The organism is Allobosea sp. LjRoot90, from assembly GCF_964254315.1.
In the GTDB taxonomy this organism is placed as follows: Bacteria; Pseudomonadota; Alphaproteobacteria; order Rhizobiales; family Beijerinckiaceae; genus Allobosea.
Genome location: NZ_CAXUTF020000003.1, coordinates 187,662 through 207,751, shown reverse-complemented (window position 1 = coordinate 207,751; position 20,090 = coordinate 187,662). Strand labels below are relative to the sequence as shown.

21 protein-coding genes and 1 other RNA gene are annotated in these 20,090 nt (G+C 66.7%); 15 read left to right on the top strand and 7 right to left on the bottom strand.

Annotated features, from left to right (window positions below; genetic code table 11):
- Positions 1-10: 10 nt before the first annotated feature.
- From ACSQ3M_RS13000 to ACSQ3M_RS12985, 4 genes are all read right to left on the bottom strand, one after another.
- Positions 11-1,678 carry an efflux RND transporter periplasmic adaptor subunit gene (locus tag ACSQ3M_RS13000; protein ID WP_436150501.1) on the bottom strand — a complete coding sequence of 556 codons (1,668 nt, stop codon included), beginning with the start codon at positions 1,676-1,678 and terminating at the stop codon, positions 11-13.
- A gap of 124 nt (positions 1,679-1,802) precedes the next feature.
- On the bottom strand, positions 1,803-2,606 hold the full coding sequence (locus ACSQ3M_RS12995; protein ID WP_436150500.1) for an N-acetylmuramoyl-L-alanine amidase: 804 nt from the start codon (positions 2,604-2,606) through the stop codon (positions 1,803-1,805).
- Positions 2,603-3,349: a TerB family tellurite resistance protein gene (locus tag ACSQ3M_RS12990; protein WP_436150499.1), complete on the bottom strand. Its 747-nt coding sequence runs from the start codon at positions 3,347-3,349 to the stop codon at positions 2,603-2,605. Before ACSQ3M_RS12990 ends, ACSQ3M_RS12995 begins: the two co-directional genes overlap by 4 nt.
- Before the next feature lie 56 nt (positions 3,350-3,405).
- The gene (locus tag ACSQ3M_RS12985) at positions 3,406-3,708 is read right to left on the bottom strand and encodes a glycine zipper domain-containing protein (protein WP_436150498.1); all 303 of its coding nucleotides are present in this window, start codon (positions 3,706-3,708) and stop codon (positions 3,406-3,408) included.
- A 313-nt stretch (positions 3,709-4,021) separates the two neighbouring features.
- Here ACSQ3M_RS12985 and ACSQ3M_RS12980 point away from each other — a divergent pair, with 313 nt between their 5' ends.
- The gene (locus ACSQ3M_RS12980) at positions 4,022-4,678 is read left to right on the top strand and encodes a lytic transglycosylase domain-containing protein (protein WP_436150497.1); all 657 of its coding nucleotides are present in this window, start codon (positions 4,022-4,024) and stop codon (positions 4,676-4,678) included.
- Positions 4,679-4,831: 153 nt separating this feature from the next.
- Positions 4,832-5,221, top strand: an RNA gene (gene rnpB / locus ACSQ3M_RS12975) — RNase P RNA component class A.
- 61 nt (positions 5,222-5,282) lie between these two features.
- On the opposite strand, the gene ACSQ3M_RS12970 is transcribed toward rnpB, so the two are convergent.
- Positions 5,283-6,236 carry an MBL fold metallo-hydrolase gene (locus tag ACSQ3M_RS12970; protein WP_436150496.1) on the bottom strand — a complete coding sequence of 318 codons (954 nt, stop codon included), beginning with the start codon at positions 6,234-6,236 and terminating at the stop codon, positions 5,283-5,285.
- 119 nt (positions 6,237-6,355) lie between these two features.
- Positions 6,356-6,781 carry an organic hydroperoxide resistance protein gene (locus ACSQ3M_RS12965; RefSeq protein ID WP_436150495.1) on the bottom strand — a complete coding sequence of 142 codons (426 nt, stop codon included), beginning with the start codon at positions 6,779-6,781 and terminating at the stop codon, positions 6,356-6,358.
- Positions 6,782-7,009: 228 nt separating this feature from the next.
- Here ACSQ3M_RS12965 and ACSQ3M_RS12960 point away from each other — a divergent pair, with 228 nt between their 5' ends.
- From ACSQ3M_RS12960 to ACSQ3M_RS12910, 11 genes are all read left to right on the top strand, one after another.
- Entirely contained in the window at positions 7,010-7,474 is a 465-nt protein-coding gene (locus tag ACSQ3M_RS12960; RefSeq protein WP_436150494.1) for a MarR family winged helix-turn-helix transcriptional regulator, read from the top strand.
- A 386-nt stretch (positions 7,475-7,860) separates the two neighbouring features.
- Positions 7,861-8,319: a division/cell wall cluster transcriptional repressor MraZ gene (locus ACSQ3M_RS12955; RefSeq protein ID WP_436150493.1), complete on the top strand. Its 459-nt coding sequence runs from the start codon at positions 7,861-7,863 to the stop codon at positions 8,317-8,319.
- Positions 8,316-9,320 (top strand): 16S rRNA (cytosine(1402)-N(4))-methyltransferase RsmH, encoded by a 1,005-nt coding sequence (gene rsmH, locus ACSQ3M_RS12950; protein ID WP_436150492.1) that lies wholly within the window; start codon positions 8,316-8,318, stop codon positions 9,318-9,320. Before ACSQ3M_RS12955 ends, rsmH begins: the two co-directional genes overlap by 4 nt.
- Before the next feature lie 2 nt (positions 9,321-9,322).
- Positions 9,323-9,712 carry a cell division protein FtsL gene (gene ftsL, locus ACSQ3M_RS12945; RefSeq protein ID WP_436150491.1) on the top strand — a complete coding sequence of 130 codons (390 nt, stop codon included), beginning with the start codon at positions 9,323-9,325 and terminating at the stop codon, positions 9,710-9,712.
- Positions 9,709-11,505, top strand: coding sequence for a peptidoglycan D,D-transpeptidase FtsI family protein (locus ACSQ3M_RS12940; protein ID WP_436150490.1), 1,797 nt, complete (start codon positions 9,709-9,711; stop codon positions 11,503-11,505). The genes ftsL and ACSQ3M_RS12940 overlap by 4 nt, the downstream gene beginning before the upstream one ends.
- 165 nt (positions 11,506-11,670) lie before the next feature.
- A complete protein-coding gene (locus tag ACSQ3M_RS12935) occupies positions 11,671-13,143 on the top strand; it encodes a UDP-N-acetylmuramoyl-L-alanyl-D-glutamate--2,6-diaminopimelate ligase (RefSeq protein WP_436150489.1) in 1,473 nt (490 codons plus the stop codon).
- Entirely contained in the window at positions 13,140-14,564 is a 1,425-nt protein-coding gene (locus ACSQ3M_RS12930; RefSeq protein WP_436150488.1) for a UDP-N-acetylmuramoylalanyl-D-glutamyl-2,6-diaminopimelate--D-alanyl-D-alanine ligase, read from the top strand. The genes ACSQ3M_RS12935 and ACSQ3M_RS12930 overlap by 4 nt, the downstream gene beginning before the upstream one ends.
- A 17-nt stretch (positions 14,565-14,581) precedes the next feature.
- On the top strand, positions 14,582-15,664 hold the full coding sequence (mraY, locus tag ACSQ3M_RS12925) for a phospho-N-acetylmuramoyl-pentapeptide-transferase (RefSeq protein WP_436150487.1): 1,083 nt from the start codon (positions 14,582-14,584) through the stop codon (positions 15,662-15,664).
- Positions 15,665-15,885: 221 nt separating this feature from the next.
- Positions 15,886-17,307, top strand: a complete 1,422-nt coding sequence (gene murD / locus ACSQ3M_RS12920; protein ID WP_436150486.1) for a UDP-N-acetylmuramoyl-L-alanine--D-glutamate ligase — start codon at positions 15,886-15,888, stop codon at positions 17,305-17,307.
- Between the two features lie 308 nt (positions 17,308-17,615).
- A complete protein-coding gene (locus ACSQ3M_RS12915; RefSeq protein WP_436150485.1) occupies positions 17,616-17,918 on the top strand; it encodes a HigA family addiction module antitoxin in 303 nt (100 codons plus the stop codon).
- A gap of 43 nt (positions 17,919-17,961) precedes the next feature.
- Positions 17,962-18,423 carry a cupin domain-containing protein gene (locus tag ACSQ3M_RS12910; RefSeq protein WP_436150484.1) on the top strand — a complete coding sequence of 154 codons (462 nt, stop codon included), beginning with the start codon at positions 17,962-17,964 and terminating at the stop codon, positions 18,421-18,423.
- On the opposite strand, the gene ACSQ3M_RS12905 is transcribed toward ACSQ3M_RS12910, so the two are convergent.
- Positions 18,408-18,932: a DinB family protein gene (locus ACSQ3M_RS12905; RefSeq protein ID WP_436150483.1), complete on the bottom strand. Its 525-nt coding sequence runs from the start codon at positions 18,930-18,932 to the stop codon at positions 18,408-18,410. The two genes, ACSQ3M_RS12910 and ACSQ3M_RS12905, sit on opposite strands and share 16 nt — an antisense overlap.
- A gap of 96 nt (positions 18,933-19,028) precedes the next feature.
- Between ACSQ3M_RS12905 and ACSQ3M_RS12900 the strand changes: the two genes are divergently transcribed.
- Positions 19,029-19,625 carry a TetR/AcrR family transcriptional regulator gene (locus ACSQ3M_RS12900; protein ID WP_436150482.1) on the top strand — a complete coding sequence of 199 codons (597 nt, stop codon included), beginning with the start codon at positions 19,029-19,031 and terminating at the stop codon, positions 19,623-19,625.
- A gap of 20 nt (positions 19,626-19,645) precedes the next feature.
- Positions 19,646-19,939, top strand: a complete 294-nt coding sequence (locus tag ACSQ3M_RS12895) for a hypothetical protein (RefSeq protein WP_436150481.1) — start codon at positions 19,646-19,648, stop codon at positions 19,937-19,939.
- Positions 19,940-20,090: the final 151 nt, after the last annotated feature.

Sequence of the window (20,090 nt, the reverse complement as noted above, 5' to 3'; positions counted from 1 at the left end):
GCTGCGGCCTTCAGAACAGGCGCGGGCCGCGCGGGGCGGGTCCGCGGCTGGCGGGGGCGGCTTCGGCGTTGCGCGGGCCGCCGCCGATCACGACCTCGATGCCCTCGGCGATGCCAGTGGCCGGCAGGATTTGGGTGAAGGCGCCGTCGCTCGGCCCGAGCCGGATAGCGATCGGCTTGGGCTGGCCCTCGCCATCGAGCACGTAGACGCGGCCGGGGGTGACCTCGCTTTGTGCCGCCGGGCGGCTTTCCTGCATCAGCGCCTCGAACTTGGCACGACGCTCGGGATCGAGCACCGCGGCGACCTTGGCGCGCAATTCGGTGCGGGCAGCGCGGAAGGCGGCGCGGCGCTCCTCCTCGGACAGGCCGGCCGTGGCCTGGCGGCCGCCGGTGCGCTGCTCGGCCATGATCGCGGCGATCGCCTGCTTCTGTTCCGGTGTCGGCTGGACCTCTTCCTCGATGCGCTCGCGCAGTGCACCCGCGGCACGGCCGCCACCTCCAGCACGCCCCGCCGGCGTCTCGGCCGGCGCGGTCGCGGGCAGGGCGGTCGGCCCACCGAGCGGGCGGAAGCGCAATGCCGCATTGGCCACGCGCAGCACATCCTGCCGGTCGTCGGTGACGATCTGCAGATTGGCGGTCATGCCCGGCAGCAAAGCGAGGTCACGGTTCTCGACGCGGACGACGCCGGTATAGGTGACGACGTTCTGGATGGTCTGGGCGCCGAGACGGACCATCTGCACCTTCCCCTGGAAGGTGCGGTTCGGATAGGCGTTGACGCTGAACGAGACCTCCTGGCCGACCTTGAGCCGGCCCACATCGGCCTCGTCGATATTGGCGTAGATGTCGATGGTGCGCAGGTCCTGCGCGATCTGGAACAGAACCGGCGCCGAGAGCGAGGCCGCGACCGTCTGGCCGAGATCGACCTGGCGCTGGACGACGACGCCATCGACCGGCGAGCGGATGTCGGTGCGTTCGAGATCGATCAGGATGTCCTTCAGCTTGGCGTCACGCTGGGCGATCAGCGCCTCGCCGGACTGGACCTGGCCTTCCGCCAGCGCGATATCGGCGTCGAGCCCGCTGATCTCGGCCTGGAGCGAGGCGATCTGCGCCTCGTTCGAGGCGAGCGTCGCGGTCTGGATCTCGACCTGGGTGCGGGCGCTGTCCAGGCCCTGCTGCGCACCGGCGCCGCGCGTGAACAATTCGTTCTGACGGTCGAAGGTGCGCTTGGCGTCGGCGAGCTGGGCACGGGTGCGCTCGTGCTGCGCCTCCTGATCCTTGACCGTGGAGTTGGCCTTGGTCCGCGCCACTTTTGCCCGCGCGAGCTGGGCGCGCTTGACGACGAGGTCGGCCTTCGCCTGCCGCAAATCGGCGGCGGCGGCGTCACGGCGGGTTTTGATCTGGTCGCTGTTGAGGCGGGCGACGACCTGGCCGGCCTTCACCTGCGAATTATAGTCGGCGAGAATCTCGACGATCTGTCCGGAGAGCTGCGAGCCGACCACGACGGTGGTCATCGGGGTCAGCGTGCCGCTGGCGCGCACCGAGGCCGTGATCCGGCCGCGGTCGATCGCAGCGGTGCGATACGGCGTGTCGTTGGCTGCGCCGCCGGTCGGCCGCAGTGCGAAATAGCCAGCCGCCAGCGCGCCTACGCCGACCACCGCACCGATTGCCCAGAGACGCACGTCCGTTCACCCTCCGAGGCCGGCTGGAGAGCCGGCCTTCCATTCCGCGCATCATGCCAGATTCAGGCAGGCGAGACGAGTTAACTCGCTGCAACGTTGCGGAAAGCTTGCCGGAAGCTGTTGCTCACGCCGTCCGCGCTTCCTGGGTCAGCGCCAGGAGGTCGCGCAGCGTGGTGATGGTCGAGCCGTCGGCGACGCCGTCGACCTTCTCCGGTCGCCAATGGCGCTGGAAGGCGGCGACGACCGCCTCGAAGCGTTCGTCATAAGTGCCGTCGACCGAGACGGCGTAGCCGAGCATCGCGAACATCGCCTGCAGCGCCTCGACGGGCAGGCCGGCATCGCCGCGGGCAAAGAAGCGGCCGCCCTTGATCGGCGCTGGTTCTGTCCAGAGGCCGACGCCGGCTTCGGCAAAGCGGCGCCAGGGGAAGGTCTCGCCGGGGTCGATCTTGCGACCCGGGGCGATGTCGGAATGGGCCAGAACCCGCTCGGGCGGAATCTGCCAGCGCTCGCAGATGTCGCGGCAGAGGTTCAGCGTCGCGGCGATCTGCGCCTCGGGAAAGTCGGGCAGGCCGCCGGGATGGCCGGGATTGGCGATCTCGATGCCGATCGAGGCCGAGTTCAGATCGGTCTCGCCGGCCCAATGCGAGGCCCCGGCATGCCAAGCGCGGCGCGCTTCGGGCACCAGCTGGAGCGTGTGGCCGTTCTCGAAGACGAAATAATGCGAGGAGACCTGCGAGACCGGGTTGCACAGCCACTGCAGCGCCTCGCCGGCGTCGGGCATGCCGGTGTAGTGCAGAATCAGCGTATCGGGCCGGCGATTGCGGTCTTTTTCCAGATTCTGGCCGTCACTGAACTTGCGCTCGCCATGGTTGGGCGAGGGGAAGACCTTGGCGGCGAAGCGGCTATCGGGTTCGAGGACGAGGCTCACGCCTGTGCAACCTGCTTGGGACTGAGGCCACGTTCCTTCTCGATCGCGTCCCAGGCGGCGTTGATGGCGGCGAGGCGGCGGGTTGCGATGCAGATCGCCTCCTCGGGCAGGCCGCGGGCGATCTCGCGATCGGGATGGTTCTCGATGACGAGGCGGCGATGGAGCTGCTTGAGCTCGCCATCGCTCATCGCGCGGTCGGCGCCGAGCACGAGATAGGGATCGTCGCGGCGGCGCAAATGGCGCGCCTCGATGCGGGCGAAGCCGGCTTCGTCGATGCGGAAGATCGTGGCGACGGCGCGCAGATAGGCATGCTCGTCCTCGTGGATCGCGCCGTCGGCTGCGGCGATCAGGAACAGGCCGTCGAGCACGTCCTCGATCAGAGCCGGCTCGTCGCGGAAGGCTTCGGCAATCTGCTGCGCATAGGCCTCGAAGCCGGCGCTGGTCTGCTTGGCGAGATCGAACAGGCGCGCGATATGGGCCTGCTCGTCGGGAGGTACGGTGACGATGCGCTGGAAGGCCGCGATCTCGTCGCGTGTCACCACGCCGTCGGCACGTGCCATCTTGGCGGCGAGCGCGACCAGGCCGGTCGTGAAGATCAGCTGCTTGGGCGCGGGCCCGAACAGTGCGCCTTCACGATCGACCAGCACATGCCCAGCCACGGCGCCGACGAGCGCGCCGAGCGGTCCGCCCAAGGCAAAGCCGAGGCCGCCGCCGCCCAATGCTCCCCAGAAAGACGACTTCATCGCTCATCCAGCCATGGCCGTTCCGGGCCATGGCACCTGCGTAGAATGTGCGCGGCTCAGCGGCAATAGAGCCGGCCGTAATAGTCCCGGTAATAGCCGTAGGGGCAGCCGCCGCCATAGCCATCGTCATAGTAGTAGCCGCCGCGGCGATAGGGCGAGGTCGCCGAGCCGATGATCGCGCCACCGGCTCCGCCGATCGCGGCGCCGGCAAGAGCACCGCCGGCGCGACCAGTGGCGAGCCCGCCGATAACGGCGCCGGTCGCCGCACCGACCAGGGCGCCGCCGCCGACACGTTCCTCATGCGGTGTGCAGGCGCCCAAGGCGAGCCCGACAGCCGCGATTGCCATCAATGTCTTCATCTCATTCCCCCTTCTCGGGTCGCTTTTGGCGGCACGATCCCAGCCTCAGCCGACTTTTTGCATTGCGACCGGGAATTGCGGTCGCAGTGCGGCGATGATTTGGCGTGCCGCCATAACTGCGTCAACGCCGGGCAGGGTGAATCGTTCCGCCGCTCAATACATGATAATTACTGCTCTCGAAACGAGGCTAAAGTATTTGTCGACGCTTCGTAATGGCTCGCTCATCTTTCGTATCGGCCAGATTGTCGTCACATTCATCTATCATCTCACCGCATCATTTTGCGCTGCACAAGATAGATGAGGCTTCCTCTGCATGAACAAAATCTCCGGTAGCGGCTGCGCCGCCTTCGCGATTTGCCTGGCCTTTCTTCAACCCGCTTCTGCCCAGGTGAACGCCGAGACCGACGCCCGCGCCTTCATCGTGCGGGAGGCCGAAATCCGGCGCCAGGCCGCCGCTGCCGAGCAGGGCCAGGATCCGCAGAAGGAGGCAGCCGAAACCGCCCAGACGAAGGGCGGGCGCAAGGCGCAGGCCAAGGCCGGTAAGACCGTTCGTGAAGCCCGCACGCCGCTCGCGGCGCCGGCCGGTTCCGAAGGTCTGCGCGCGCTGGTCGCCCGTCATGCCGCGGCCAACGGCGTGCCGTTCTCGCTGGCCGATGCCGTGGTGCGCATCGAGAGCCGCTACAATCCGCGTGCTGCCAATGCCGGGAATTTCGGCCTGATGCAGATCCGCCATCAGACGGCGCGCGGCGTCGGCTACAGTGGCGGCGCAGCAGGCCTGCTCGATGCCGACACCAACGCCCGCTATGCCATGAAATACCTCGGCCAGGCCTACAAGCTCGCCGGTGGCGACACCTGCCGCACCGTGATGAAGTACCAGAGCGGCCATATGGCGACCCGCATGAGCGGCGCCAACCGCACCTATTGCGGCAAGGTCCGCACCATCACCGGTGCGACCCAGGCCAGCAACTGAGCTCCAGTCCGGCAGATCGCTTCGCGATGCCGGATTTATCCATCGTTGAAAATCAGGCACTTGCGTGATTTTCAACGAGCGGAATACGTAATCCCTCGACGGGATTCCGTATGCGCTTGACGGCTCCGGCCTTTACAGCGCACAGGGGGCCCGCCAGTCGGCCGGACGGCCGCTCCCGCTCGCGGGGGAGGAAAGTCCGGGCTCCACGGAAACACGGTGCCGGATAACGTCCGGCGGGGGCGACCCCAGGGAAAGCGCCACAGAGATCGAACCGCCTCGCGCTTCGGCGCGCGGTAAGGGTGAAAAGGTGCGGTAAGAGCGCACCGCGGACCCGGCAACGGGGACGGCATGGCAAGCCCCACCGGGAGCAAAACCGAATAGGGACGATGCTCGCCCGCAAGGGTGAGGGGCCGGTTTCCAGGCCCGGTCGTCCGGGTTGGTTGCTCGAGGCGCACAGCAATGTGCGTCCCAGAGGAATGGCCGTCACGTCGGGGGAGCGATCTCCCGGCCATCCAAAACCCGGCTTACAGGCCGGCTGGCACCCTCATCGCAGCGAAAAGGGCCGGGAGCGATCCCGGCCCTTTCGTGTTTGCTGAGGCTGCGTTCAGAGCGTGTAGCTCCACTCCGCCGTGGCGAAGCGATAGCCGTTGCCCTCCTTGCCGATCCGGCTGAAGCCGGGGAAGGGGATGTGGGCGCCGCTGATCACCAGCTTGTCGGCCGCCGCCATGTCGAGCACACGCCGGCGCGAGGCGACGGCCTGCTTCGCATCGGTGTCGAAGGTGAAGGTGATCTCGGGCTGGGCGGTCTGCAGCACGACATTGTGGATGCAGTCGCCGACGAGCAGGAGCTGCTGGTTGCCGGAGGAAAGCCGCAGGATGCTGTGTCCCGGCGTATGGCCGGGAGCGTGCTCGAGCGTCAGGCCGGGTGCGACCTCGCCCGCCTTCACCTTGCGGGTGCGGCTGGCATAGGGCGCGAGCGCGCCGCGGGCGGAGGCGAAGAACGGCTTCACCTCGGCCGGCACCTGGCTGAGGATGCCGTCATCGTGCCAGAAGGCGTGTTCGGCCTCGTGGATGATCAGTTCGGCATTGGGGAAGCGGGCCGTCTTCTCGGCGGTGAGCAGGCCTTCGTGATGGTCGGGATGGGCGTGGGTCAGGATGATCGCGTCGATCTGCGCGGGGTCGATCCCGGCTGCGCGCAGGTTGCTCTCGGCCCGGCCCATGGTGTTGCCCATCGCGTTCCAGGCACCCGAGCCGGTGTCGACGAGATAGGTTCTGTCCTTGCTGTTGACGACGAAGGCGTTGACCGAGGTCGGCAGGCTTTCGTCGAGGCCGGCGCCGGCGATGAGCTGGCCGATGGCGGCCGGTTCCGTGCTGGCGAAGGACTTGGCGCCGAGCGGGACGTAGCCGTCGAGAAGCGCGGTGATTTCGAGGTCGCCGAGCTTGCGGCGATAGATGCCCGGCACCTGGGCGCCGGTGAGGGGAGCGCGGGCGAGCGCGGGCAGGGCAGGCGCGAGTGCGGCTGCTGCAGCCGCTGCGAGGAGATGGCGGCGATCGATCATGGGAATGTTCCAGAGGCTTGAAGGGAAGGCTTCCGGAAACGAGGCCGCCGCGGGGCGGGCCAAATCGTCTCACGGCCGGAGGGATGCCCGGCCGTGAGGATCAGATGGGTGGCGCCAGCTCAGGCTGCAACCGTCAGTTCGACGTCGATATTGCCCCGGGTCGCATCCGAATACGGGCAGACGATATGGGCCTTCTGGACGAGGTCCTCGAGCTTGGCCTTCTCGATGCCCGGCGCCGAGATCGTGAGCTTGACGGCGATGCCGAAGCCCTTGCCGTCGTCGCGCGGGCCGATGCCGACATTGGCGCTGACGCGGGCGTCATCGGGGATCTTCACGCTCTCCTTGCCGGCAGCGAACTTCAGCGCGCCGAGGAAGCAGGCGGAATAGCCCATGGCGAAGAGCTGCTCGGGATTGGTGCCCTCGCCGCCGCCGCCGCCGAGCTCCTTCGGCGTGTTCAAGACAAGCTTGACGTTGCCGGTGTCGGTCGCGGCCTGGCCTTCGCGGCCGCCGGTGGCGGAACCATGGGCGGTGTAGAGGATTTTCATCATTGCTCTCCTGGCTGGGCGGGCGTCCGCCGTGGTTGGTGATAATTAGATTGTGCACAATTGAATTGTCTGCAATTCACATTTCCGTGAACGGGCAGCGCTCGGCGCGATGAGAGAGTATCTTGGGTTCATCGCAGGGGAGACTGTTTCATGGGCGGGTTGTTCCAATCCGATCGGATCGCTCCCCCTGCCCAAGAAGCCATGATGCGGGCAACAAACGGCGAGGCCATGACGAAGGTTATAAAGGCGACACCGGTGCGCGGACTCGACGAGCAGATCTGCTTTGCGGTCTATTCGGCCGCCCATGCCTTCAATCGGGCCTATCGGCCGTTCCTGGCCGAGCTCGGGCTGACCTATCCGCAATATCTGGTCATGCTGGTGCTGTGGGAGCAGGACGGCCAGAGCGTGAAGGCGATCGGCGATCGGCTGATGCTCGATTCCGGCACGCTGACGCCGCTGCTGAAGCGCCTCGAAGGCAACGGCCTCATCCTGCGCAAGCGCGGCCGCGAGGACGAGCGGCAGGTGCTGGTCGAGCTGACTGGCGCCGGCAACACCCTGCGCGAGAAGGCGAGCCTGTCAGCCAATCCCGTGCCCTGCGCGGTCGAGGACAGCGGTGTCCCGCCCGGGCGTCTGCTGGGCGATGTTCGGGCCCTGCGCGAGGCGCTGCTGCGCAGGGCGGCGGCCGAGGACTGAAGCCCGGCCGGGCAGGGGCGCGTACCTCGAAAATATTTCTTCGCAGACCCGCTAGGTCGACCAGCCGTATTGGACCGTGCCGGGGCCCTCATGCGCGCCGAAAATCCTCGTCTTTACGGATAGTTAACCTTAACGGGCTGTGATGCCTGCAGGCTCGGGCAGACCTCCGTCTGCAGCGCTGGATCCGTTGACGCCCATATTGTCCCATGCTATCCCAAATCATCCCGTCGAGACCGACAGGCAAGCAGCAAGTCAGAGCCCGTGTGCCGCGCGGATTCTGGCTGACGGCGCCGCCATGTCGGGATCGACGGGGTATCGATTGCCGGCGTTCGCCGGCTCGCTTCGCGCAGTCAAAGCCCGGCTGGAAGCCCGACCCGGAGGCGGCGTTGACGGACCGCTTCGTCTCCCATTTCACCAACAGGCTGGACGCCAAGGGGCGCGTCTCGATCCCGGCTCCGTTCCGGGCCGTGCTGGCGAAGGACGGCTACGAAGGCCTCTACGTCTATCCGGCGCTCGACCAGGCCAGTCTCGATTGCGGCGGCTATGCGCTGCGGGCGACGATCGACGAGATCCTGTCGCGCTTCTCGCCTTTCACGGAAGAGTGGGAGTCGCTCTCGACGGCGCTGAACGGCACCTCCGAGGTGCTGAAGGTCGACCCCGAAGGGCGGATGATGCTGAGCGAGGCGCTGAAGGCGCATGCCGGCATCGGCGACACCGTCACCTTCGTTGGGCAGGGCCACAAGTTCCAGATCTGGGAGCCGGAGCGCTTCAGGGCGCATCTGGAGGATGCCAGGGCGAAGCTGCGCGACGTCCGGCGCATGCTCGGCGCGAGGACGGTGCCATGACCGGCGAATCCCACATTCCCGTGCTGATGGCCGAGGCGCTCGATGCGCTCGCGCTCAAGCCCGGCGGCCGCTATCTCGACGGCACGTTCGGGGCCGGTGGCTATTCGCGCGCATTGCTGGAGCGCGAGCCTGAGGCGACGCTGCTCGCGCTCGACCGCGATCCGACCGCGATAGCCGGCGGCGCGGATCTCGTCCTGGTGATGGGTGGCCGGCTGACGCTGGCCGAGGCCCGCTTCGGCGCACTGGCTGAAGAGGCCGAGCGCTTTAAGATGGCGCCGCTCGACGGTGTCGTGCTCGATATCGGCGTCTCATCCATGCAGCTGGATCAGGCCGATCGTGGCTTCTCCTTCCGTTTCGACGGGCCGCTCGACATGCGCATGGGGGCGAGCGGGCAGAGCGCCGCCGAACTCGTCAACGAGGCGGATGAGGGCGTGCTCGCCAACATCATCTACCATTATGGCGAGGAGCGGCGCTCGCGCGCCGTGGCACGCGCTATCGTCGAGGCCAGGCGCAAGGCGCCGATCACGACGACGAAGCAGCTCGCCGACCTCGTCGCCGGCATCGTCCGGGGCGAGCCCGGCGGCGCGCACCCGGCGACGCGGACCTTCCAGGGCTTGCGCATCGCGGTCAATGACGAGCTCGGCGAGCTGGTCAGGGCGCTGCATGGTGCCGAGACCGTGCTGAAGCCGGGCGGGCGGTTGTCCGTGGTCACCTTCCATTCGCTCGAGGACCGCATCGTCAAGCAGTTCTTCGCGGAGCGCTCGGGCAAGGCGCCGACCGGCTCGCGCCATGCCCCGGCCGTGGCGCAGCCACAGGCGACGTTCAGCCTTGTCACCAAAGGCCCGGTTGCACCGTCCGTGGCCGAAACCAGGGCCAACCCGCGGGCCCGCTCGGCCAAGCTGCGCGCCGTGGAGCGCACCGACCTTCCGCCGCGCGCTCCCGATCCCGATCTCGTCGGGCTCGCCGTCGTGCCTGCGCCGCAAACCCGCCGGAGGAGCTGAGCGTGATCAAGCTCTTGCATATCATCGCCATCGGCGCGCTGGTGTCCTCGGCGCTCTATGCCTACTCGATCAAGTACGAGACGACGCTCCAGGCCGAGCAGCTGCAGAAGCTGAAGGCCAAGGCCCAGCGCGAGCGCGAGGCTATCGCGGTGCTCAAGGCGGAGTGGCAGTACCTCAACCGGCCTGATCGGTTGCAGGCCCTGGCCGACAAGCATCTCGACCTGCAGCCGCTGACGATCACACAGATCGTGCGCCTGTCGGACATTCCCAATCGCGGGCCCAAGGTCGACTCGATCGGCCGCAAGCTCGAGGACCTCGGGCTCGGCCTGCCGACCGAGACGCCGAAGGACCGCAAGAGCAACGCCGTGACGACGCCGGGAGCCCGCCCATGAGCCAGGAGCTCAACCAGCAAGCCGCGGCGCCCGAGATCGTCGCCGGCACGATCGACAAGCCCGAGGTCGCGAAGCCGAAATGGCGCTTCCGCACCGAGTGGCTGCGCGACGTCTTCCGGATGAGCGGCGAGAAGAGCGAGCCGCGCGTCGGGCTGGTCATTCTCGGCTTCAGCGGGCTGTTCGTGGCGATCGTCGCCCGGCTCGTCATGCTCGGTGCCTTCCCGAGCGACCAGGTTGGCTTGCGCCGCGCGACCTCGAACGCGATCTCGGCGGCGCGGCCCGACATCATCGACAGGAACGGCATTCAGCTCGCGACCGATGTGCGCACCGTCTCGGTCTTCGCCGAGCCGCGCAACATTCTCGACAAGGACGAGGCGACCGAGCTCCTAACCGCCGTGCTGCCCGACCTCAACGCCAAGGAGCTGCGCGACAAGCTCGGCACCAAGAAGGGCTTCGTCTGGGTCAAGCGCGAGATCACGCCGCGCCAGCAGGCGGAAGTTCACAGGCTCGGCATTCCCGGCGTCGGCTTCGTGCCGGAGAACAAGCGCGTCTACCCGAACGGGACCGTCGCCGCCCATGTGCTCGGCTTCGCCAATGTCGATAATATCGGCATCGCCGGCATCGAGAAATACATCGACTCGCAAGGGCTGCAGGATCTGAACGGGGCGGGCTTCGCGGTACAGGCCTCCGACCTCAAGCCGGTCCAGCTATCCGTCGATATGCGCGTCCAGCATTTGCTGCGCGACGAACTGGTCAAGGGCATCGAGAAATACCGGGCGATCGCGGCGGCCGGCGCGATCATGGACGTCAATACCGGCGAGGTGATCGCGCTGGTCTCGCTGCCCGATTTCGATCCGGGCAACCCGGTTGACGCGCTGGAGAAGGACCGGATCAACCGGATGAGTGTCGGCGTCTACGAGATGGGCTCGACCTTCAAGGCGCTGACCATCGCGATGGCGCTCGATTCCGGCAAGGCCAACATCAATTCGAGCTATTCGACCGCCGGCGGCATGATGCGGTTCGGGCGCCAGGTCATCAAGGAATACCACGGCACCGGCCGCACGCTGACGGTGCCGGAAGTGTTCCTGCACTCGTCGAACATGGGCTCGATCAAGATGGCGCTCTCGGTCGGCGTCGAGGGCCACAAGGCCTTCCTGAAGAAGATGATGCAGCTCGACCGCATGACGACCGAGCTGCCGGAAAGCGCCGCGCCGATCGTTCCCGGGCGCTGGGGCGAGATCAACACGGCGACGATCGCCTTCGGCCACGGCCTTGCGGTCGCACCGCTCCAGGCGCTGGCGGCGGTCGGCGCCCTCGTCAATGGCGGCTACCTGATCAGGCCGACCTTCCTCAAGCGCTCCGAGGAGGAGGCCAGAAAGGACGCGGTCCGCGTGATCAAGCCGGAGACCTCCGAGGCCATGCGCTACATCATGCGCCTCAACGGCGAAAAGGGCTCGGCCCGCTTCGCCAACATCCCCGGCTACTTCGTCGGCGGCAAGACCGGCACGGCCGAGAAGGTCGTCAACGGTCGCTACGCCAAGAACAAGAACTTCACGACCTTCACGGCGATCGCGCCGTCGGACAAGCCGCGCTATGTCTTCCTGGCCATCTATGACGAGCCGAAGGGCTATGCCGAGAGCGGCGGCTACTCGACCGCGGCCTGGAACGCCGGCAAGACCACCGGCAAGGTGATCGAGCGGGCAGCGCCGATCCTCGGCCTGCCGCCGCGCTTCGATCCGCCGCTGTCGCCGTTCCCGCTGATGGCCAAGCTCGGCGCCTGGGGCACGCGCTGAGAGCCCGTCCGGAAATTCGTGATAGCGGGCTGCGAATGGCGTTTGTCTGCGCTTCGGTGCTCACGTACTTGAGTACGCTCCGCTCCGATGCTCGAAAAACCCCATTCTCGCCACGCCCTGACGAATTTTCGAACGGACTCTGGGCCGAAGGACCTTGGTAGTGAGATGACCCAATCCGGCTTCAGCCTCGGCCAGCTCTTTCCTGGGGCGTTTCTGGAGTCGGGCGAGCGCGGCGTCAACGGCCTCGCCTTCGACAGCCGCAAGGTCTCAGCCGGCGATGCCTTCGTCGCGCTCGCCGGCGCCAAGGCAGACGGCGCCCGCTTCATCGCCGATGCGGTCCAGCGCGGTGCGGTCGCGATCGTCTCCGGCGGACCACGACCTGCCGATCTCCCGGACGCGGTTGCCTATGCGCAGGTCGAGGACTCCCGGCTCGCATTGGCGCTGGCTGCGGCCAAGGTGCATCCGGGCCAGCCGGGCACGGTCATCGCCGTTACCGGCACGAGCGGGAAATCCTCGGTCGCCGAATTCACCCGCCAGATCTTCATGGCGCTCGGGCGCAAGGCGGCGAGCGTCGGCACGATCGGCATCGTCACCGAGGGCGGAGCCGATTACGGCTCGCTGACCACGCCCGACCCGCTCTCGCTGCATGCTTCGCTCGACAAGCTTGCGGGTGAAGGTGTCACGCATCTGGCGATGGAAGCGTCTTCGCACGGGCTCGACCAGCGCCGGCTCGACGGCGTCAGGCTATCGGCCGGGGCCTTCCTCAATCTCGGTCGCGACCATCTCGACTACCATCCGAGCGTCGAGAACTATCTTTCTGCCAAGCTGCGGCTCTGGGAGTTGCTGCCGGCCGGTGCGCCGGTGGTGATCAATCGCGACGAGCCCTATGCGGACAAGGCCGAGGCGGCGGCGCGGGCGGGTGGGCATCCGGTGATCGGCATCGGTCGGGGTGGCGATCGTCTCAAGTTGCTCGACGTGGTCCGCGAAGGCTTTTCGCAGCGCCTGACCGTCGAGGTCGACGGCGCGAAGGCTGAGGTCATGTTGCCGATGGTCGGTGATTTCATGGCCGGCAATGCGCTGGTCGCGGCCGGGCTGGCAATTGCAACGGGTGAGGATGCGGCGGTCTCCGTGCAGGCGATTGCGGGCTTGAAGGGCGTGCCGGGCCGGCTGGAGCGCGTCGGGGAACATAATGGCGGGCTCGTCGTGGTCGACTATGCCCACAAGCCCGATGCGCTCGCGGCGGTACTCAAGACTCTGCGGCCCTATGCCAGCGGCCGGCTGATCTGCGTCTTCGGCTGCGGCGGCGACCGCGATCGCGGCAAGCGCCCGCTAATGGGCAAGATCGCCGCCGATGGCGCCGACATCGCCATCGTCACCGACGACAACCCGCGCAGCGAGGATCCGGCAGCGATCCGCGCCGAGGTCCTGGCGGCGGCGCCGGACCGTCTCAGGGAGATTGGCGACCGTGGCGAGGCGATCGCGGCCGGCGTCGCCATGCTGCAGCCTGGGGATGTCCTGGTCGTTGCTGGAAAAGGCCATGAAAGCGGCCAGATCGTCGGCGATCGGACTTTGCCGTTTTCGGATCACGACGTGGTCCGGGAGGCGATCGCGGTTTTGGCTGGGGGAAGACAGGGATGACGACCGAACCGCTGTGGACCGGCGCGCGCCTGATCGAGGCGATGGGCGCCCGTTCGCAAGGCCCTGTTCTGGCTGCCGTGAACGGCGCCTCGATCGATACGCGCACGCTCGAGCCGGGCGATGCTTTCTTTGCGATCAAGGGCGAGCGCGACGGGCATGACTTCGTCGCGGCCGCGCTCGACAAGGGCGCGGCACTCGCCGTCGTCGATGAGGCACATGCCGGTGCTTTCCCCGTGGATGCGCCGCTCGCGATCGTACCCGACGTGCTGCGCGCGATGGAGCAGGCCGGCATGGCGCGCCGGGCGGAGCTCTCCGCCAAGGTCGTCGCCGTAACCGGCTCAGTCGGCAAGACCGGGACCAAGGAGGCGCTGAGGCTGGTGCTCTCGCGCCAGGGCAAGACGCACGCGCCGGTCGCCTCCTACAACAACCATTGGGGTGTGCCGCTGACGCTGGTGCGGACGCCGCGCGACGTTCGCTACGGCGTCTACGAGATCGGCATGAATGCGCCCGGCGAGATCCTGCCGCTGGCCAAGATGGTTCAGCCCGATGTCGCGGTGATCACCACGATCCAGCCGGTGCATCTGGCCGCCTTCGAGTCACTGGAGGGGATCGCCCGCGAGAAGGCGGCGATCTTTGGCGGGCTTAAACGCGGCGGCACTGCGATCATCAATGCCGATATCCCGCAGTCTGGCCTGTTGCGCGAGCTGGCGCTCGCCGGCGGGGCAGGGCGCGTCATCTCCTTCGGCGAGAGCGAAGAGGCGAATGTCCGGCTGCTCGGCTGCGCGCTGAAGCCGGACGTCTCGACCGCCAATGCCAATGTGCTGGGGCAGGCGGTGACCTACAAGCTCGGCAGCCCGGGCAAGCACATCGTCCTGAACTCGCTCGCCGTTCTGGCTGCGGTCGAGGCGCTCGGCGCCGATCTCGCCTTGGCCGCGCTGGCGCTTTCCGACCTCACGCCCCCGGCCGGGCGCGGCGCACGGCAGGTGTTGCACGCGCCGGCCGGCCCGTTCACGCTGATCGACGAGAGCTATAACGGCAACCCGGCCTCGATGCGGGCTGCGATCGAGAATCTCGGCCGCATGCCGGTGTCCGGCAGGGGCCGGCGCATCGCCGTGCTCGGCGACATGCTCGAGCTCGGCGAAACTGGGCCGGAGCTGCACAAGGGGCTCGCCGACGCGGTCACCGGAAACGGAATTGATCTCGTCTTCGCCTGCGGTCCGCTGATGAGAACCCTGTACGACGCCTTGCCATCGCACCGCCGCGGCGCTTATGCCGCACAGGCGACCGGTCTCGAGCCCCATGTACTCGACGCCCTCCGCGCCGGCGATGTCGTCACGGTGAAAGGCTCGCTCGGCACGCGCATGGGGCCAATCGTCAAGGCGATGACGGCTCGCTTCCCGGTCGTCCAGGCCGACGACTGAGTAAGGAATAGGGTTCGATGCTGGTCTGGCTTGCCGATTTTGCGGGGACGTTCCCGATCCTCAACGTCTTCCGCTACATCACCTTCCGCGCCGGCGGGGCGACCGCAACCGCGCTGCTCTTCGTCTTCTTCTTCGGTCCGTGGGCGATCTCCTGGCTGCGGCTCAAGCAGGGCAAGGGCCAGCCGATCCGCACCGACGGGCCGGAATCGCATCTCGCCAAGCGCGGCACGCCGACCATGGGCGGGCTGATGATCCTGACCGGGCTGTTCGTCGCGACCCTGCTCTGGGGCAATCTGCGCAATCCTTACGTCTGGATCGTGCTCGGCGTGACCGCGACCTATGGCGCAATCGGCTTCTATGACGACTTCCTCAAGGTGACGAAGCAGTCGCACAAGGGTTTCTCCAGCAAGGCGCGCCTCGGCCTGGAGATCGTCATCGCGCTCGCCGCCTGCACCGCGATCATGCAGGTCAGTCCGCCTTCGATCGCGAGCGGCTTCGCCATGCCGTTCCTCAAGGAGCTGATAATCCCACTCGGCATCCTGTTCCCGGTGGTCACCGCCTTCGTCGTCGTCGGCGCCGGCAATTCGGTCAACCTGACCGACGGGCTCGACGGGCTCGCCATCGTGCCGGTGATGATCGCGGCGGGGACCTTCGGCTTCATCTCCTATCTCGCGGGTAACGCCATCTTCGCCAACTACCTGCAGATCCACCATGTGCCCGGCGTCGGCGAGCTCGCGGTGATCTGTGGCGCGATGATGGGAGCCGGCCTCGGCTTCCTCTGGTTCAACGCGCCGCCGGCCCAGATCTTCATGGGCGACACCGGTTCCCTCGGCTTGGGCGGCATGCTCGGCACCATCGCGGTCGCAATCAAGCACGAGGTCGTGCTCGCCATCGTCGGCGGCCTGTTCGTGGTCGAGGCGCTCTCGGTGATCATCCAGGTCGCGGTGTTCAAGCGCACCGGCAAGCGCGTTTTCCTGATGGCGCCGATCCACCATCATTTCGAGAAGCTGGGCTGGACCGAGCCGCAGGTGGTGATCCGCTTCTGGATCATCTCGGTGGTGTTGGCGCTGGTCGGCCTCGCCACGCTGAAGCTGCGCTAGGCCATGTCGTCTTTCGACGGAGCCACCTCCGTCATTCCGGGGCGTCGCGCAGCGGCGAGCCCGGAACCCATGAACACGACGCCACAGGACTACTCATTGCGGCCGTCGTTATTGTCTGGCACGGACGGTGTTCATGGGTTCCGGGCTCATGCCTGCGGCATGCCCCGGAAAGACGGTGAGGTTCCAAGCCTGCTCTTCCGCCTCTGGAGCAAGAGAGCGTCATGACACCCGTCACGGTCTTCGCCGGAAAAATAGTCGCCCTGTTCGGCCTCGGCGGCTCCGGGCTCGCGACGGCGCGCGCGCTCGTTGCCGGCGGGGCTGAGGTCGCCTGCTGGGACGATAATCAGGCGAGCCGCGACAAGGCGGCGGCCGAGGGGCTGTCCGTCGTCGATCTCGCCACCGCTGACTGGTCGGGTTTTGCCGCCTTCGTGCTCTCTCCGGGTGTGCCGCTGACGCATCCGACGCCGCATTGGACGGTTGAGAAGGCCAAGGCGGCGAATGTGCCGGTGATAGGCGACATCGAATTGTTCTTCCTGGAGCGGGCGAAGATCGCGCCCGCCGCGCCGGTGGTCTGCATCACCGGCACCAATGGCAAGTCGACAACCACGGCGCTGATCGCGCATGTGCTGGAGGCGGCCGGCCGCGACGTGCAGATGGGCGGCAATATCGGCACCGCCGTGCTGGCGCTGGAGCCGCCGGCTTTGGATCGCATCCACGTCGTCGAGTGCTCGACCTTCCAGATCGATCTTGCCCCCTCGATGAAGCCGAGCGTCGGTATCCAGATGAACCTGACGCCGGACCATCTCGACCGGCACGGGACCTTCGAAGCCTATGGAGCGATCAAGGAGCGGCTGGTCGCAGCCTCCGACATCGCGGTCATCGGCGTCGACGACGAGCCCTCGAAGCAGATGGCGCGCCGGCGCGCCGCGCAGGCTAAGCCGCTCGTGAAGATCAGTGGCGAGCAGCCGCTTGACGACGGCGTCTTCGCCGGCGTCACCGCCAATGCCGGCCAGCTCGACACGCGGATCGTCGAGGTCAAGGACGGCAAGCCGAAGGTCGTCGCCAATCTCGCCGGCATCGGCTCCCTGCGCGGCAGCCACAACGCCCAGAACGCGGCCGCCGCCTTCGCCGCCTGCGCGGCGCTCGGGCTGACGGCCGAGGAGATCGCCGCCGGCTTCAGGAGCTATCCCGGCCTGAAGCACCGGATGGAAGAGCTCGGCCGCATCGGTCGCGTCGTCTTCATCAATGATTCCAAGGCGACGAATGCCGACTCGACCGAGAAGGCGCTGACCTCTTTCCGCGAGATCTTCTGGATTCTCGGCGGCAAGGCCAAGGAAGGCGGCATCGAGTCGCTCAGGCGCTATTTCCCTAACATCGCCCGCGCCTATCTGATCGGCGCGGCGAGTGATGTCTTCGCCGCGACCTTCGAAGACGATGGCCGCGTTGCTTACGAGCGCAGCGGCACGCTCGATGTTGCAGTAGCCGCCGCGACAAAGGCGGCGCAGGCTCAGCAGGGGACAGAGGAGATCGCCGTGCTGCTCTCGCCGGCCTGCGCTTCCTATGACCAGTTCCCGAATTTCGAGGTACGGGGCGACGCGTTCCGGGCGCTGGTCAAGGCGCTGCCGGGGTTCGAGGCGGTCTAACCCTTCCTTCTCCCCTTGCGGGAGAAGGTGGCTCGGCGAAGCCGAGACGGATGAGGGGTCGCGCAGTGATTGCAATCTTGCCTGACAACAGGCCTCGTCATGACCGAGGGGCGCGCGACCCCTCATCCGTCAGCGCTTCGCGCTGCCACCTTCTCCCGCAAGGGGAGAAGGGAGGGAGCGGCGCCCGTCCATTCACTGGATGCTCAACGCCGCTGATGCGCTATGATGCGTTCCAATAATCCGATCAGAATGCCACAGCCTGATGAGGCTCTCGCGATCGAGGATATCGATCTGGAGGATTATCACTGATGGCCATCAAGCTTCATCCGAGCTTCGCCGTTCATCCCGGTTTGTGGCTACGGACCGAAATCGTCGAGCCTTATGGCTTGAGCGTGACTGTCGCGGCCGAGAAACTGGGTGTTACGCGGCAGGCCATGAGCAATCTCCTGAACGGCAAGGCTGCCTTGTCGGCCGAGATGGCGATCCGGTTCGAGAAGGCTTTCGGCGTACGCGCAGAGACGATGCTGCGGATGCAGGCGGCGCATGATCTCGTCGAAGCTCGCGCCCATGAAGACGAGATCAAGGTGGAGCGTGTCGCGGCGCTGGCCTAGCGGCCGCTTCTACGATGACGCGCCCGACATTCGGGAGGTCTTCATGCCCAAGATCGATGTCGCCGCCGTGCCGGAGCGCAAGGGCTCGGGCTATCCGAAGCCCTTCGACGCCCCTTGCTCTGAGCGCATCCGCAAACGGCTCGGCAATGCCGGTGGGCTGAGCGATTTCGGCGTCAACCTGATGCGACTGCCGCCCGGCGGCTGGTCGAGCCAGCGGCACTGGCATTCGCATGAGGACGAGTTCGTCTACCTGCTCGATGGCGAACTGGTGCTCGTCGAGGACGAGGGCGAGACAGTGCTGCGCGCCGGCGATTGTGCCGCCTTCGCCAAAAATAGCGGCAACGGCCATCACATGATCAACCGGTCGGACAAGGTCGCGCTCTATCTCGAAGTCGGCAGCCGCCATGTGCTGGACCTGACTACCTGCTCCGACATCGATATGATGAGCGCCAATGCCGACGGGCGCTTCGTGCACAAGGACGGCACGCCTTATCCAGAGACGTGAGCCGCCGTTCTCTGCTGACGTCGCGCCGGCTCCGACTGGTGCAGATAGACAGCGAATGTGTCCCAGGGTGGCGTGATCGAAAGCTGCGACAGGATGCGGCAGACCTCGCCGCGATGAACCGCCGAATGCAGGGCGACGTGCAGCAGCATCTCCTGTCGTGTCATGCAGCCCTTGTCGCCGTCGGTGAAGCTAAAGGCGACCGCTTCGGAAAGCGCCCCCGGCGAGACCGTCCGGACGTAGTCCTGGTACCAGCGATCCGTCGCCGCGACCGATGCCCGGAGCTCGTCCAAAGGCGGCGTCTCGCCCGTGTTGTCCGATGCGTAGCGATGGTCCGTGCCGATCAGGTGCGCGGCGAAGATCTCGGCCACGACATGGTAGTGGCTGATCAGCCGCAGCGCGCTGTCGCGTTCGGCCGCCTGCGTCGTCCCGTCGAGCAGCGCCAGCTTGTCGAGCAGGTCATTATTCGCCCAGGCTTGGTAGCCGTACAGGGTTTGCAGCATCTCATTCATGATCGATGGCCCCGCCGATAAAATGTGAGTAATGTCCTCATATTCGGGGACGGGGCGTCCAATTTGTCTACTCGCATTGCCAAAGATCGGCTCTCGATGCGCAAGGAGCCGCGCCAGGCGCGATCGCGGGCGACGGTAGACGCGGTGGTCGAGGCCGGGGCTCGCATTCTGAGCGAGCAGGGCTGGGGCGGCTTCACCACCAACAAGGTCGCCGAGGCCGCCGGCGTCAGCATCGGCTCGCTCTATCAATATTTCCCCGACAAGCTGTCGCTGGTCGACGCGATCAGGCGCCGGCATATCGATGACAGCCTCGCTGCGGTCCGGGGCGCTCTTGCGGGAGCGGAGTCGCTCGTTGCGTTCGCCGAAGCCCTCGTGGCCAACATCATTGAGGCGCACAGCATCCATCCGGGATTGCACCGGGTTCTTCTGGACGAAGCGCCGGGCCTGGAGGCGTATCGGGACCAGAACAGCCTGATCGAGGCCCAGTACCTCGCCCTCTACACGGAGGCGGCGACCGTCTACGGGTCGGACGACCGCGGCGTACCCGCCTCGACCGTCGGGCTCGTCATCTCGGACGCCATCGATGGCGTGATCCATAATGCGGCGCGCCGCGGCAGGCTGCGCGAGCCGCTGATCCGGGACGAGCTCGTCAGGATGATCTGCTTGTATCTGGCGGATCGAGGCGAGGCTTAGGGTTGGCGGGAGGAGAAGTGATGCGTGAAGGCAGCGGCGGCAATTCCAGCAATCCTGAAATTCGCGCATTGCTCGATCGATCCCTGCAGGCGGACGTAGGCTGGATCGAGCTGATCAAGGAAATCCGGAGCCGGTACGGATCAAGCCTCGCCGGAGCCCAGGAACTGGCGTTGTCTCACGAAGGGTGGCGGCGCTGGGTTGCGAAGAGGCTAAACGTCGATCTGCAATGCAAGAAGCAGGCGTGGAGACATATTCGGGATCATGGATCGGCGTCGTTTTTCATACAGCGGGGTGACCGGATAGAGTTCCGTTGATCTCACAAGATGAGCCGGGCCTTGGACGCTCCGTCCAGGGACAAGCAAGGCTGCGACGTGGGGCTAAGGCCTCAACTCGGAATCAATCGGTTAACCATTCATTGACAGAGTGATTCGCCGGAGCGGGCGCCTTCGATCTGCCTGCTCGTCG